Origin of the sequence: Algoriphagus sp. NF (assembly GCF_028823735.1) — a bacterium.
In the GTDB taxonomy this organism is placed as follows: Bacteria; Bacteroidota; Bacteroidia; order Cytophagales; family Cyclobacteriaceae; genus Algoriphagus; species Algoriphagus marincola.
Genome location: NZ_JAPEIB010000021.1, coordinates 1 through 15,198, shown reverse-complemented (window position 1 = coordinate 15,198; position 15,198 = coordinate 1). Strand labels below are relative to the sequence as shown.

The following is a 15,198-nucleotide window of genomic DNA, read 5'->3' as shown; positions in this document are numbered from 1 at the left end:
CCCTCAACATCGAAGACATGAAAAGAATAAATAAAACCTTTCTGACCTTCCTGATTGCCCTACTGCCAATGATGGCAATGGCGCAAATTGACGGGGAATTCATTAAACCCCGTACAGGAAAATTCCTTTTGCAAAATGCAACGGTAAACACCATCACCAAAGGTGTACTCTCTGGAGCTTCTGTTTTGATAGAAAATGGAAAAATCATACAAGTTGGCTCCAATGTTTCAGCAGATGGAGCTGAGGTCATTGACTGTAGTGGAATGGTGATCTACCCTGGAATGATCGATAGTGGCACGACACTGGGTCTAGCTGAGGTAAGTTCAGTAGCTGAAACAGTCGATTATCAAGAGATCGGAAATGTAACGCCGAATATGCAAGCACTTACAGCTGTCAATCCAAACTCTGAAGCCATCCCGGTTACACGAGTTTCTGGGGTAACTACCGTAATTGCAAAGCCTAGTGGTGGACTATTCCCTGGAACAGCTGCACTAATCAATTTGGTAGGTTATACTCCTGATCAAATGTATGCTGGATTTAAGGCAGTAGCTATGAATTTCCCAAGCTCAGCGAGAAGAGGTCGATTTGATCGTAGATCGGATGATGACATCAAAAAGGATAATGAGAAAGCTTTGAAAGAAGCCAATGAGCTAATGGAAAAAGCCAAGCAGTATCATGAGTTGAGCAACAAAGGTGCAGAACTTGAGTACTACCCAGAAATCGAGCAATTAGCAAAAGTGATTTCTAAAGAACTTCCGCTAATGATCGAAGTCAACGCCGCATCTGATATTCAAAACGCCATCAAATGGGTGAAGGACATGGATATCCGTGTTATTTTCTCAGGTGTAAAAGAAGGTTGGAGAGTTGCTGATGAGATTGCTGAAGCAGGTATTCCTGTTATCACAGGTCCAGTTCAGGACCTTCCTTCTCGTCAATCTGACCGATATGATGCAGCATATACCAATGCCGGCAAACTTGCCAAAGCTGGAGTAAAAGTGGCACTCAGAACTAATGAAACTGAGAATGTCAGAAATCTTCCTTTCCACGCTGCTTTTGCAGCTGCCTACGGCATGGGAAAAGAAGAAGCATGGAAAGCAGTAACCATCAATCCAGCAGAGATTTTTGGTTTAGGCGATCAATTGGGATCTATTGAAGCAGGAAAGGTTGCCAACCTTATCGTGGCAACTGAAGACCCATTCGAAACACGATCTCAAATCATGCATGTTTTCATCAATGGTTATCGCATTCCACTTAGTAATAGACATATCAGATTATATCAGGAGTTTCTTGAGCGATCTCCTGACCTGAACGCGAATTAATTCAACCCCACACTATCAGAAACCACAAGGCTCCCCTTGATAAAGGAGTCCTTGTGGTTTTCTTTTGTATTATATTTAAAGCTATGAAGAAAATACTATCGGCATGGCCCGCTTTATTTGTTTTTTACCTGGCATCATGCGCTATATCTGATGATAATCAAACAGTCAATCAACTAATTGAAAACTACCGGTCTTCCACAGCCCCTGACAAGCGGATTGCCCTTTGGAATCTAAGTTTTGAAAATGATTCCTTAAAAGGAGAAACAGATCGTTTGACCGCTTTGGATAAACTTATCTCTGAGCTAAAAGAGCAAGGAATTCAGTTTACAGATGCTGTGAATCGCTTGCCCGATTCAGAGCTGGAAGGTAAAACCAAGGCCGTAGTGACTATCTCAGTAGCCAATATTCGAAGCCAACCGAAACATTCCGCCGAATTGGCCACTCAAGCGCTCATGGGCACTCCACTCACAGTGCTTAAAGGCGATGGCAGTTGGTACATGGTGCAAACGCCTGATCAGTACATTTCCTGGGTAGATCAGGCTGGCATCCAATTAATGACCGAGGCAGAATTAGAAAAATGGCATGAAGCTCCAAAGGTAGTTTTCACCCCTCTTACAGGTCATGTCTGGACTGGAAAAGACCAAAAAGAAATGGTTTCTGATCTGGTTGCAGGAGATATTTTGACAGGCTTAACTAGCGATGGAAACTGGGTAAAAGTACAGCTTCCGGATGGTCGCGAGGGCTGGGTAGAATCCGCACGGCTAATGCAATGGGAAGAGTGGATCAGTAGCAGAGAGACATCAGTGGACAATTTGATTTCAACAGCTAAATCTATGCTTGGCGTGCCCTATCTCTGGGGTGGCACCTCTATCAAAGGAGTGGATTGCAGTGGTTTTACCAAAACCATTTTTTACCTCAATGGACAAGTAATTCCCAGGGATGCCTCCCAACAAATCAATGAAGGGGAAGAGGTGGACACAGAAAAAAACTGGGAAAACCTTCAAGTAGGCGATCTTCTGTTTTTTGGAGAGAAAGCTACCGATGATCGAAAAGAACGAGTTGTGCATGTAGGTATGTGGATTGGAAACAATGAATTTATCCATTCCAGAGGGCGTGTACGAATTTCAAGTTTTGATCCAGCGAGTCCCAATTATGATGAATATGAACTCAATCGTTATTTAAGAACCAAGCGAATTGTCAACCAAAAATCTGACGGGGTGCTTTCCGTCTCTGAAATTATCCAACCTAATTAATTATGAAGTTTTTACTTAAAACAAGCACTGTATCCTTGGCTTTGACGGCTATGACAGTCTGCGCTGCCTTTGCGCAGGATGGCTTTTTTGAAAAAAATCAATCCGAAAGACTGCGTGTCGAACAAGAGTTTTTGAAATCAGTCGACTTTAGCCGATTCAAAGTTCACCACCAGGAACTCACCAAAAATCCCCACATCGCCGGCACAGCAGAAAATGAGCTCGTACAGCAATACATGAAAAAAATCATGGAAGAAGCGGGAATGGATGTGCAGCTTTATCCATACGATGTCTACTTACCCAATGATCCCGGTAAATCAGAATTGGAAATCGTATCACCGGTACAAATGAAGCTTTCTCAACAAGAGAAAGTCCTCGACGAAGACCCTTTCACCAAAGACGATCGTCTTCACCTAGGATTCAATGCCTATTCAGGAAGTGGAGATGTGACAGCCGAAGTTGTCTATGTTAATTATGGAAGAAGAGAGGATTTCCAAGATTTGGAAGAGATGGGAATAGACTTGACTGGAAAGGTTGTCATAGCTCGCTACGGAGGAAACTTTAGAGGTTTTAAGGCAAAATTTGCCGAGCAGGCAGGCGCAATAGGACTTATCGTCTACACAGACCCTATCGACAATGGATTCACAAAAGGAGAAGTTTACCCGAATGGACCTTATTACAATGAAACTACCATTCAGCGTGGCTCCATGCTTACTCTGGACTGGACTGGAGATCCTTTAACACCTTATGAACCAGCACTTCCTTTGGATGGACCTGTCCAGGTAGACCGATTAGACCCGAAGGATGTAGCTTTTCATACGATTCCTGTCACTCCTATTGGATACGGAGCTGCGGAGGAAATTTTATCTAGAATGAAAGGTCAGCCTGTTCCTGAAGAATGGCAAGGAGCACTGCCTTTTGATTATAAAATCGAGGGAGGAGCTGACTTGAAAGCCCGTGTAATGGTAGACCAACCCGTAGATTTTGTACGAGTCAATAATGTGATCGGAACCTTCGAGGGAGCAAAATACCCTGATGAGTGGATCATTCTAGGTTCCCACTTTGATGCCTGGAGCTTTGGTGCTACAGATCCAAACTCAGGTACTGCTATGCTTCTGACCTTAGCTGAAGCTTTGGGTGAACTTGCGAAAAAAGGAATGCGGCCAGATAGGTCAATTATGATTGGGCATTGGGATGCGGAAGAACAAGGAATTCTGGGCTCGACTGAATGGGTGGAGCAACTTCGCGACGAACTTTCTGCGAAAGCCATTACCTACATGAATTTTGATGGTGGCGTTTCAGGAAGAAATTTTGGTGCTGCTGCTGCCCCTACCCTCAAGAAGCTAATCATAGATGCTTCTAAAGAAATCACGTATCCAGACTCAACCAAAACGGTCTTTGAAATCTGGGCTGGAAATAATCCAGAGCCAAGCATTCGGAACCTTGGAGGCGGATCGGATCACATTGGTTTCTACATGCATGTAGGGATTCCTAGCCTTAGTGGTGGTACCGGAGGAGTGACTGCCTATCACTCAAATTATGACAACTTCAATTACTACAGCAAATTTGTAGATCCTACATTCAAAATGGGTGGTGCTGTCGCACAACTTTTCGGATTGGTGACGCTTCGAATGGCCAATGCAAATGTTATCCCTTACGATGTGCCACGTTATGCTCAAGATTTGAAAGGACATTTTGATCAGGCCGTGAAAAATGTGAAAGAAATTGCTCCGGGGTTTGAAGATTTTAAACTTGTGAGAGAGGCATTGGTAAGACTAGAAAGAAGCTCTGCTGACTATCAGCAAAAACTAAATGAAGCCATGGATCAGGGCTCCCTTGATGAAGAAAAGCAGATTCAAATCAACCAAGGCTTGATTGGTTTGGAGAAGAGTTGGATCGACCCACAGGGGATGTATTACGGAGATTGGTACAAATCGCTTTATGTATGCAATGACCCATTCTCAGGCTATGCTTCTTGGATTTTGCCCGGCATTCAGTACGAAGTCGCAATCAACAGAACCGAAAAACTCGATGAATGGGATGAACGATATGCTGCAGCTATCCTAGATCTTGCAAGCAAAATTGAGAATCTAGCTGAAATGCTCTGATAATAAGCCTTCAAATAATTAAAAAATAAGAATCCCTGGCTTTTCAGCTAGGGATTCTTTGATTTTAGAGATTTTGTAGATGCACTTTCATACGAGTTTAGAAATTGAAAGGCTGAAATCCTGCCAAAATGATCGATTTATGCAGGCATCCCTCACCAGACACTTGTCCGCCGTGGCGGGCCTGACATCTGTCCAGATTAACAAAGAAAATGAGGCTTCTGGCATGATTCCGTATATCCACATTAAGAATAATCTAAAACCTAATACACCCCACTCACAGCTGCAGCCGCATTCAAATTTCCGTAGCCGTACTGAGAGCTTTTATTTGGAAATAAGTCAGAACTTTCGCGCATCCTTTGCAGCACCTGATCCCTTGTCCAGTTTGGATTTTTTGACCATACCAAAGCTGCAATACCGGAGGTAGTGGCAGTAGCTACTGATGAACCTCCGACAGTTGCTGGATCATTTCCAAAGTTGGCGGTGGTCAATGGTTTATTATTACTTCCTGAGCGCTCCATTACCACGGTAAACTCAACCTGAGAGCCTGAGTGGCAAGTATCACAACGCTGATAGCCGCTTCCTTCTTTTACACCGGTTACGGCAACTGTCTCAGGCATATTAGCCGGGAAAATCACTCCTACCCAGTTGGTGAAACTGGTAGAAGTTCCAGCTGCCGCAAAAATCAATTTCCCTCGATTGTATGCGTACCGAACAGCATCAGCCACTTTAGAATTTGAAAAAACATCACCAATAGACATGGAAATAATTCGCACATCGGATCGATTGCCTAATAGCACCAAAGCCTCTGCAACGCCGTCTTTTTCATTTCCGGAATTGACAATTACATCCGAGGTACCTCTTACTGATATCAAATTACTGTTATAAGCGACACCAACGGCATTTCCTACTGTATTTCGGGGTGATGCAATCACACCTGACATGGCCGTACCATGACCACATTGATCATCTGGTCCATCATATCGCTTCCAAAACCACCAACCGGTCTTATGTGTGCCAAAGCGAAGTACTTGTCTTCCGGATGATTCCCCCGAGTTGAATAATCCGTTTAACATCGGTTGGTCCGGGGAAAGCCCGGTATCAATTACGCCAACTGTGATACCTGCTCCTGTACTTTGAGCCCAAGCTTGGTCAATTCCCATGTCTTCATAATTCCAAGAAGACTTGGCTGATGGGCTAATTATTGTAAAATCCGAAGTAGGAACATTTCCCGGGCTATTTTCGCAGCCTGCGTCACTTAGGATACGTGCATCTGAATCGCCTCCCTGAAGTAAGGTATAATCGAATTCATACGATCTAGGCTCTATGTATCGGACTTCTCCCATACTTCGAAGCGTCTGAATCATAGCTAAATCCGTAAATTTCACCTCCAAGAACGGCAGGTCTGGATGGATCAAAGCATTTTCATCCGCTAATCGATATTTGGGGCTTTGATTACGATCAAGCGTCTCCTCAATTGTTTGAACAATTTTCTGAGCGGCAGCTTGCCATTGAGGATCGGTAACCTTCTCGAGACCAATTCTTGAATTAGGCTGGCTCTCCATGCTTGGCTTATATCCTATCGTCAAGATAGAATCTGCATGCATCATAGCGGACCAAATCAGCAAATCACTTTGCTCTTCCCATTTGAAATCCCCCGTTTCCTGAAGGGATTTAAAAATCAACTCATTGATCTGAGTTTGAGGGATGACTTCTTGACTTTGGGATAACTCCGAACTTGGGGAGACCTGTGGCGATTCTTCCTGAGAACAGGACTGAACGATCAGGGCTAAAAATAAAAGCCCTGAAAAATACTTCATGGTTTTTTTCATTTTAAAAAGGTTTTGGTTTTGACTATCAGGAATTTACGTTTTCCGATAAAAAATTACAAAGCTATTTCTAAAAATAATTAGCGCGGAGAATTTGAGCTGATAGGTATTCCTTCATCTCATCACCTTCCTCCACTTTTATTTCGCCGGGCAATCCCAGAATAAATCGTCCCAATCCAGGAAGCTGAGGCACATTACCTTCGAAAATAAACTGATTACGATTTTCAGTTTTCAGCGATGGTCGTGCATTTGGATATTCTTCGAGCATAAGTTGGTAGGCCTTCTTACTCATCCGAAGCCTGACATGAAAACGCTTTTTTCCAGTATATCCAAAAAAAGATTCCTCCGGAATTTCATGTTTCCTTTTATTTTTCCATGCTTCATTTGACAGTAAAACCTCACCAATCCGCTCGATTTTGAAAACCTTCATCGAAGAACTTTCAGGTTCAAAAGCATGAATGAATTCGTAATTCTTTGAAAATGCTACCGGCTCCACCAAGCGATCACTGACAGAATCACTGTGCAAGGAATAGTAGTCACGTAGCCAAATTTGTCGCTCTTCCTGAATTCCTTTTCCAATTTCGTCGATAATTCGACCCAAGTTTGCACGAAATAGCTCCTCAGTGCTCTCCCGTAGCTCTGATCGAAGCTGAAGCTTTTGCAAAACCGAATCGCGAAGCAGATTCTTCTTGCCCTTGCTTTCAATGATTTCTCTTAGCCATTGGCTTTCTTCAGCTGAGAAAGTGGAAAAATTCATCGTATCCATGCTACCGGGATACTCCGCTAATTTGTACTTGCTAAATTCCTTTTCCACCTTAAAACCCAAGGATTCTAGGAGTTTAAAATATCGGTAGATTGTCCGGACATCAGTTTCTAACAGTTCTGCCAATCGATGTACCGGCTTCCCAATATTCCCTCTAAGAAGATTGATCAATTTGAAAACACGGAGAATTTTTTGCTGCTCTACTTTTCCTGATGCTGCCATATTCGATTCTTTTTGAATTAAAAAAGGACCCTAAACTATCACTTTGAAAGTAAACTTTAACTTTTTTGTCAGTAATTGTCATGAATAAATTATATAGGCTTTCTTACCAATAGAAAATTGAAGGGCTAAAAATCTGCGAAAATGATCGATTTATGCAGGCATCCCTCATCGGACACTTGCCCGCCGAGGAGGGCCTGACACCTGTCCGCTGAGGCGGATCCTTCTGGATTAGCAAGGAAAATGAAGCTGCTGCCATAATTCCGTATATCCAAAATAAAATATTTCCACTTTCCTAAAGGAGAATTGAAATCGCCTAATTTTGAAAGTATGCAAATGAATGAAAGCGAAGTATTTGCTAAGAATTGGTCCTCTATTGTTTTATGGGGAGGATTGATCTTTCTTTTTGGCTACTGGCTTTTTGGTTTTGACGGGATTACTTTCAGCGATGATGGGTATTACCTACTCGCGGGGAGAGATTTTTGGGAGGGAAAAATGGGCACAAACGATTATCACTTTTCTAGTCGCTGGGGCGCTTACATACCCGCAGGTTTAATTGTGCATTGGTTTGGGATGAATCCCCATTGGGCATCGGCAATATCATTCATAGCTTACCTGATTACATTTCTTTTGCTATTTCGCCTGCAATCAGAAAAAGAAGGAAAGTTGATATTTAGCATCTGGATGCTTACTCAGGTTTATTTGCTTCACTTTTTGACCAAGGTATATCCGGATGCTTTGTTGGTACTCTGCGTTGCTTTTGTCGTATTCGCTTCAACTTTTCGCTTTCAAAAGCCCTTTTTAGCAGCTTTAGGAATCATCATTGGATTTTTTGTGGGAATGGTAACCAAAGAAACCATGATCTTATTGGGAACTTTTCCAATTCTGATTCTATATTTTGACTGGAGGTCAAAAAAAATGAATTTCTCCTTTCTAGGCTATTTGATTGCTTTGGGCACAGCCGTTATACTCCTTTATTTATCTTATTTCTGGTGGAAGTTTGGAGATCCATTCTACCGGGTTACTTCTATCAATGCAGGGCATTACGTTTCTGAATTTACCTACGGAGACAAAGGTTGGAAAAGTATATTGAGACGAGTGAGCTATTTGCCTATTACTACTTTTGTAGAACGTATTTATTGGCCTTGGATAGTCTTTGCTATTCCTGGAATTTGGAACGCTTTGAAGACAAAAAAACCAATAGACCTTGAGTTTTCTTTGGCTTTCCTGTCGCTTTTAATCGGTTTTTGGTTTATGAGTTCTACGCTCGAACTCTACAATCCCATTTACCTGAACCCTCGTCACCTGATCGTGATCGTTCCGATATTGGCATTTTTAATTGGCAGTGGTTGGAAAGCTTGGAAGACTAATCCTAAAATGAAATGGACAATAATGTCCTTAATGATTCTAGGTGTCGCCATCAGTGTATTTCAAAATGATTGGAAAACCGCGGCTTTTCAAGGGGTCCTTACCGTCCTACTTTTTCTTCGAAAATCCAACTGGCAACTTGCCGCATTTAGCTTAGTGCTCATAAGTCCAGCTATTTCAGCCATTCAGTATCAAAAAGAATTAAAAGATTATCCAAATTTAATTAATGAGTTAAATAGAGAGATATTATCTACTGAAAATCAATCACCTATACTAGTAAACAACTTCATTTATTTCAGTCGAGAAGTCCTCATCCCAGACCAAGGTTTAACTGAAAATAAACTGATTCCTGTAGAAAGTGCTGATTCTTTGATACAAACCGCTCCGGAAGAAATTCGGGTTTTTATCTACCATTATTACCAGCATGCTTATCCTCAGGAGGAAGAAGATATTGTACCATTGGAAAGCCTTCTTGAACCTTCCTACCAATTGCAGGAAGGTCGAGTGAATGGTCAGGTTGAAGTCAATGTTTATAGAAAGAGGAATTAATTTTTTAATACTTTTTAAAGGTCTTTAAAATGAATTGCCTCCCTTATTAAATTGTAAGACAAGTCAGGTAATTCAACTCTTTATCTCTTCTTCTGACCAATCGCAAATACCCGATTCACATTGAACCCTAGTCTAAATTCCTCACCGGGTACTCCATTGCCTCCGGCTAGCAGGTAGGGTTCGTTTAATGCCTGAGAGGTCACAAAATACATCTGAAACACATGACCACCAGCCTCCACGTCCCAACCTATTCCAAAATTGCTTCGAAGGTCTGTATTCAAATTTGGGATGTATTGCAAAGTCAGCGAAGAGCGCTCTCCGACTTTAAACTTCCCGCTAAGACCGATAGCTAGATAGAAATTTTCCGTCCCCTCGATTTGATAAACAGGCCTAGGGTCTACAAAATAAGCCATCATGGGACTCATTTGCAGGCTGATTCTATCAGTAAACTTTCTAGCAATCATCACCTGAGCGAAGTAATTGCTTCGTTCTGAGAAGTTGGGAGCATTCTCTGGAAGAAAATCATAATTGCTGGTATTCACTCCCATACCACCTGCAAGACTAACACTTACCGGCATAGACTCATTTAAGCGCTGCTCAAGCAAATGATATCGACCAAATACCTGATAAACCTTATCTCGACTACTTCTCGAAACTCCAGCCGAAAACTTCTCAGAAAGCGCAAACTCAAAACTAAACTGAATATTTGCACCATTATCCAAGCCAAACAGATTCTCGACACCACCATTCAGCGTACCAAAAGTATGCATGATGGCGAAGTGCATGGTCTTTTTGTCCAAGGGCTCTACAGTAAGCAAATTGATATGCCTGGGGGCATGAAAAATCAAATCTACCGCTTGATTTTCATTGACCAGTTTCCGCTCTAATTGTCCCTTTGCGGTGAAAGAAATCAAGCTTCCAATCAATATTAAAGTAAATAGCTTTTGCATCAGTTCTGAAGTTTAAGATCTGCCTCAATATGAACCAACTGCTTTTCAGCCAATTCATAAAAGACCAATTTTGGAATTTCTATATCAAAGTCTCCTAGAAGCACTTCAAAGTCTGCCTGTAATTTCACAAGGCCTTTCTCCTCTTTTTTCAGCATTCCTGGAATTCGAATTTGTTTCTCTTTTCCATGAATTTTGAAAATACCTTCCACCTCTACGGCTACCCAATCGCCAGAATCTAGGTCAGGTACAGTTAGCATTTTTCCAGTAAACTCTGCAAAGGGGTATTTATCTGTCTCAAGATAATTTTCCCGCATGTGACGATCCCGTAGTCCTATTCCGGTATCGAGGGTATTCAGATCAAGGTAAAAATCCACCAAGTTTTTATCCAGGTCGATCAATCCATGAAGTTTCTGAGATACACCTTCGAACTCATTCAAAGGAGCTTTGGAAGTGAAAACAGCTTTTCCGTCCTCTGTGATAAATTTTTGACTGTAGGTCAAAAAACTGAAGACGGAAAAGATTACGAATAAAACAAGCCTTCTCATCACTTGGTGATGGTCAAAATATCATTGCTGATACTGGTGTCAAATCGCTCAAGGGGTCGATTGGCAGGTCCTTGAAGAACATTTCCCTCCGTGTCAAACTGTGACCCATGGCAAGAGCAAGTGAATCGATTGCCTGAGTAACTCCAGTTTCTGTCACAGGCAGAATGGGTACAAACGGAAGTCAAAGCACTATAGCTTCCTCCTACATTTACCACAAGAGTTTGAGCTTCGATGATAAGCAACCAGCCTCCACTATTGGCAAGCCCTGTTTGCTGATTTAGATCAATGGTAATGGTATTTCCCGCTACGGTAATACCGCTTCCTCCGCCTGTAGGGGGAGCCTGAGGAGCGGCATCTTCCTCATCTGAGCAACTTGTGAAAAAAGAAAGACCAAAAACAGACATAGCGAGAACAGAACCGGATTTTTCCAGAAAAGCCCTGCGGGAATTTGTCAGATTCCCCGATTTTACTTGAATTGTTTTCATGATAGCTAATGTTTCGTTGGATATACGAGAACAAAAGCCTTTGTGGATTTAAAATGTTTGTTGCAGCCTAAAAATGCCTCCTATCGAGGATCTCCTTGAGGACAATGGCGTTCTTTAAAGAATCTTTGTTTTTTACCAGCTTCGAATAAGGATTGGCCTTTTTTTGGCTTCTGTATTTAATGAAGCGTTCATCACTGGAAGAGGAAGGAATTTCAGGTATTCCTTCAGAAGTTTTGACTGATTTTGGGTCAAGTTTTTCGAAAGCTCCCTTGTAATATTGTATTTCGTCGTCCTGCTCTTCAAGAGGTTTGTAGTAAGAAGTAGGAACTTTTTCAGCCTTGATAGGCTCAAAGGATTCTCTTCTTTTTGGTGGGGTTTGAGGTTTGGGCTTTGGTCTGGCTTCCTCCTTGGGTTTACCTTCCTGAATATCCCGGATTTCTTTCAGCAAATCCTCAAAAGTAACCGGCTTGTCTTGATCTTCAGGAGATTGATTATCAGGAATTTCTGGATTTTTCCCCTTCTTTTTACCACTGGTTGCTTGGTAAATAAAGTAGATGATAATCGCAATGATGTAAATAATATTCCCCCAATCCATAGCTCAAGATAGATATTCTAGCCGATAATTTATCAAGGCTCCTTTTGCTAATTCCAATTTATGACCCAAATTAATCGCTAACATGCAAATCAGAACAATTTATCTCAGTTTGCGTGATTAAAGAAGTTTAATTTTAATACTAACACTATGATCATTTCAACTACCAACAGCCTGGAAGGGCACAAAGTCACACAATATTTAGGAATAGTATCCGGCGAGACCATCATCGGTGCCAATGTTTTCAAAGATTTTTTTGCAAGCATTACAGACATTGTAGGAGGTCGCTCGGGTTCCTACGAAAGAGTTTTGAGAGAGGCAAAAGCCACTGCGATGACTGAGATGGAAATGCAAGCAAGAAGTTTTGGTGCCAATGCCATCATAGGAATCGACCTTGACTATGAGACGATCCGTGATGGTATGCTAATGGTAACCGCAAGTGGTACGGCTGTCAAAATTGAGAAGCTTTAATCTCAACTAGATGAAAAAAAAATCCCGCTAAGTCGAGATTTTTTTGTTAGTCTACTATTCTTCGAGGCTGAGAAGGATAAGGCCTAAAACAAATCCTCAGGTTCGGATTTTTAATGCTTCAGTCTTCATACTTCCAGCTTCCAGCCCTTTCCATTAAAAAAATTTGGCTATTGGTAGAATTCCCTCTCTCCTATTTTTTTTGAATGGGCTATTTCAGCTTCTTTTCTAATTCATTCAATATTTGATCCGAATTGGTCTTTTTGTAAAAATAATCATCCAATATCACTACAGGAGCTGACTTACAATGATCAAGACATTTCGTTTGGATCAACTTACAATTTCCTTTCATAGGCGACTTTTTGAATGATTCTTTAAGCTCTTTGCACAGACCTTTTGCACCTGCTTTCTTACAGTCAGAACCCGTACATACAAAAATCAATTCACGTTTGTGCCTCATATAAGTTAAATCACATACCTGAAACAGCCTGCATCATCAGGCCGCATAGATAAGCTCCGTAGGTACCAACAGCATAGCCGAGGACTGCCAAAAGCACTCCAACTGGAGCTAATGAAGCATCAAAAGCACCTGCTACAATGGGTGCTGATGCAGCGCCTCCTACATTGGCTTGAGAGCCCACTGCTACATAAAAGAAAGGAGCTTTGATCAACCATGCTACCAGAAGCATGATCAAAATGTGGAAGAACATCCAAAGAATTCCTATGACGAATAAGATCGGGTTATCTAACACAGCACCCAAATCCATCTGCATTCCAATGGTAGCAACTAGAATATACAAAAAAACTGACCCAAAACGAGAAGCACCAGCTCCTTCGAGATTTCTTGCTCGGGTAAAAGACAAAGCCAAGCCGGCAGTAGTAGCTACAACCACGATCCAGAAGAAAGTCGAATCCAAAGAATAATCCTTAAGCTGTGGATAATTCTCTCCAATAAATGGAGCAAGGTTATCTGCCAGTAAATGGGAAACACCGGTGATTCCAAATGCGACACCGAGAATCACCATACTATCCGAGAGCGTAGGAATCCGCATGATTTTGGACCTAAAATCAGCAATCTTATCCCGTAGTTCATAGATAGCAGAGGTATCCGCTTTGAAGAAATTATCGATTTTTTCGGGCTTGGCTGCCCAATAAAGCAAAAATGCCATCCATAGATTGGCAACCAAGACATCTACTGCAATCATTTGAGCGAAAAGGTCTGCATCAGCACCGAATACCTCCAGCATGGCCGTTTGATTCGCCCCTCCTCCTATCCATGAGCCAGCGATAGTAGCAAGTCCACGCCAAATTTCCATGGGACCTTCTCCTCCCAATACCTCGGGGAAAAATGTCCCGACGGTAAGCAAGGCCAAGGGACCACCCAGCATAATCCCTAGAGTACCTGCCAGAAACATGGTGAGCGCTTTCGGCCCTAGCTTCAGGATACCTTTCAGGTCAATGCTCAATGTAAATAGCACCAGAGATGCAGGAAGTAAATAGCGGCTAGCAACGAAATAAAGATTAGAATCTTCCCCTGAGATGATTCCCAAAGAATTGAAAACCGCTGGAATAAAGTAACAGAGCAATACTGTCGGAACTACCCGATAAAACTTTTGAAGGATTCTATTATTACTGGCTGCTGTGCTAAAAACTAAGGCCAAAATGGCCAGCAAAATGCCAAAAACAATTGCATCATTGGTAATTAGAGGTCCCTGTCCTTCCATACTTTTCTAGTTAGTTTTTACAACAATACCAACAAAAGGGCAAAAGCCCAATAGAAATAGATCAGCCTTCTGCAAGCAAATGTGCCAACTCACTCAATATCATGGCTGTGGCTCCCCAGACGATTTCTCCGTGAAGATCGAAGTATGGAGTATCTAATTCCAATTCCTGATTGATTTTCAAAATCGTCCGTTGCCTTCTTTCTGAATTGAGAATGAAATCGAGTTGTGTAGGTAGGATCATATCGACTTCCCTGATTTCAGGCACAAACTCAGGAACTTCATGAATGGCACCGATTACAGGCGTCACGAGAAAATTGGATGTGGGAATATAAAGATCAGTCAGCTTTCCGAGGATCTGAACCCTCTCTGCGTTCACTGCAACCTCTTCCTGAGCTTCCCTCAAAGCCGTATGGATGATATCTGTATCTCCAGGATCCATCTTCCCGCCCGGAAGGGCAATCTGTCCACTATGAACTCCCTTGTATACTGGCCTTTTGATCAATGGAAAAAGCACTTCGGACCTTGCTGGATAAAATACGAGCAAAACGGCACCTTTTCGATGATGGTGTGGAACCTTTGGGTCAAAGCGACGCAAATCGATGGGTTGAGGGGCCATTTGTATATGTGCCTCCTTCCCCGGTAATGGATGGCGGAGCCGATCCTTCAAAAAAGCAATTAATTCATCATGATTCATGTCTTCTGCAAGATAACAGACTTCCAATAAGACAATCCCAAAATGGATGCTTTTGAACACAAAAAAGGCCGGGCTAATACCCGACCTTTTCCTGCTCTCAAACCTATTAAACCTATTGTAGATATTCGATTATGAATACTGTCGAAAAGTAGAAAATGTTTTCTATTACTCCAAACAATCGATTGCGAAAGATTTTCAAAATTTTATTTTCCAAATGATTTTTGACCTAAATCATTTAAAATCAAGCCTAAAGCCAGAAATATTTTTTAAAAAAAATTTAAATAATATGACTATTCGTGATGTTGCACGTATGGGTAGACAGCCGCAATAATGAGTCT

At 41.9% G+C, this 15,198-nt stretch carries 14 protein-coding genes; 5 read left to right on the top strand and 9 right to left on the bottom strand.

Features of this window, described 5'->3' with window-relative positions; translation table 11 throughout:
- Positions 1-17 precede the first annotated feature (17 nt).
- The 3 genes from OU792_RS11240 (at position 18) to OU792_RS11230 (ending at position 4,677) form a co-directional block, all read left to right on the top strand.
- On the top strand, positions 18-1,319 hold the full coding sequence (locus tag OU792_RS11240; protein ID WP_134201666.1) for an amidohydrolase family protein: 1,302 nt from the start codon (positions 18-20) through the stop codon (positions 1,317-1,319).
- 83 nt (positions 1,320-1,402) lie between these two features.
- A complete protein-coding gene (locus OU792_RS11235; protein WP_274670215.1) occupies positions 1,403-2,572 on the top strand; it encodes a C40 family peptidase in 1,170 nt (389 codons plus the stop codon).
- 2 nt (positions 2,573-2,574) lie between these two features.
- The gene (locus OU792_RS11230; protein WP_274670214.1) at positions 2,575-4,677 is read left to right on the top strand and encodes a M28 family peptidase; all 2,103 of its coding nucleotides are present in this window, start codon (positions 2,575-2,577) and stop codon (positions 4,675-4,677) included.
- A gap of 260 nt (positions 4,678-4,937) precedes the next feature.
- On the opposite strand, the gene OU792_RS11225 is transcribed toward OU792_RS11230, so the two are convergent.
- Positions 4,938-6,506 carry a S8 family peptidase gene (locus tag OU792_RS11225; RefSeq protein ID WP_246628760.1) on the bottom strand — a complete coding sequence of 523 codons (1,569 nt, stop codon included), beginning with the start codon at positions 6,504-6,506 and terminating at the stop codon, positions 4,938-4,940.
- Between the two features lie 67 nt (positions 6,507-6,573).
- Complete coding sequence (locus OU792_RS11220; RefSeq protein WP_026946589.1) at positions 6,574-7,488, bottom strand: helix-turn-helix transcriptional regulator; 915 nt, start codon at positions 7,486-7,488, stop codon at positions 6,574-6,576.
- 333 nt (positions 7,489-7,821) lie between these two features.
- On the opposite strand from OU792_RS11220, the gene OU792_RS11215 reads away from it, so the two are divergent.
- The gene (locus OU792_RS11215; protein ID WP_134201663.1) at positions 7,822-9,402 is read left to right on the top strand and encodes an ArnT family glycosyltransferase; all 1,581 of its coding nucleotides are present in this window, start codon (positions 7,822-7,824) and stop codon (positions 9,400-9,402) included.
- Between the two features lie 80 nt (positions 9,403-9,482).
- Here the strand turns inward: OU792_RS11215 and OU792_RS11210 are convergent, their stop codons facing one another.
- The 4 genes from OU792_RS11210 to OU792_RS11195 all read right to left on the bottom strand — a co-directional run bounded on the left by OU792_RS11210 (position 9,483) and on the right by OU792_RS11195 (position 11,977).
- Entirely contained in the window at positions 9,483-10,352 is an 870-nt protein-coding gene (locus tag OU792_RS11210) for a DUF5777 family beta-barrel protein (protein ID WP_274670213.1), read from the bottom strand.
- Entirely contained in the window at positions 10,352-10,897 is a 546-nt protein-coding gene (locus OU792_RS11205) for a YceI family protein (protein WP_134201661.1), read from the bottom strand. The genes OU792_RS11210 and OU792_RS11205 overlap by 1 nt, the downstream gene beginning before the upstream one ends.
- A complete protein-coding gene (locus OU792_RS11200; RefSeq protein ID WP_134201660.1) occupies positions 10,897-11,382 on the bottom strand; it encodes a QcrA and Rieske domain-containing protein in 486 nt (161 codons plus the stop codon). Before OU792_RS11200 ends, OU792_RS11205 begins: the two co-directional genes overlap by 1 nt.
- A 67-nt stretch (positions 11,383-11,449) precedes the next feature.
- Positions 11,450-11,977 (bottom strand): hypothetical protein, encoded by a 528-nt coding sequence (locus OU792_RS11195; protein WP_134201659.1) that lies wholly within the window; start codon positions 11,975-11,977, stop codon positions 11,450-11,452.
- A gap of 147 nt (positions 11,978-12,124) precedes the next feature.
- Here OU792_RS11195 and OU792_RS11190 point away from each other — a divergent pair, with 147 nt between their 5' ends.
- Entirely contained in the window at positions 12,125-12,445 is a 321-nt protein-coding gene (locus OU792_RS11190; RefSeq protein ID WP_100626776.1) for a YbjQ family protein, read from the top strand.
- A gap of 208 nt (positions 12,446-12,653) precedes the next feature.
- Here the strand turns inward: OU792_RS11190 and OU792_RS11185 are convergent, their stop codons facing one another.
- From OU792_RS11185 to OU792_RS11175, 3 genes are all read right to left on the bottom strand, one after another.
- The gene (locus OU792_RS11185) at positions 12,654-12,902 is read right to left on the bottom strand and encodes a (2Fe-2S) ferredoxin domain-containing protein (RefSeq protein WP_134201658.1); all 249 of its coding nucleotides are present in this window, start codon (positions 12,900-12,902) and stop codon (positions 12,654-12,656) included.
- Between the two features lie 10 nt (positions 12,903-12,912).
- A complete protein-coding gene (locus OU792_RS11180) occupies positions 12,913-14,166 on the bottom strand; it encodes a DUF819 family protein (RefSeq protein ID WP_026946597.1) in 1,254 nt (417 codons plus the stop codon).
- Positions 14,167-14,227: 61 nt separating this feature from the next.
- Positions 14,228-14,920, bottom strand: coding sequence for an NUDIX hydrolase (locus tag OU792_RS11175; protein WP_274670212.1), 693 nt, complete (start codon positions 14,918-14,920; stop codon positions 14,228-14,230).
- Positions 14,921-15,198: the final 278 nt, after the last annotated feature.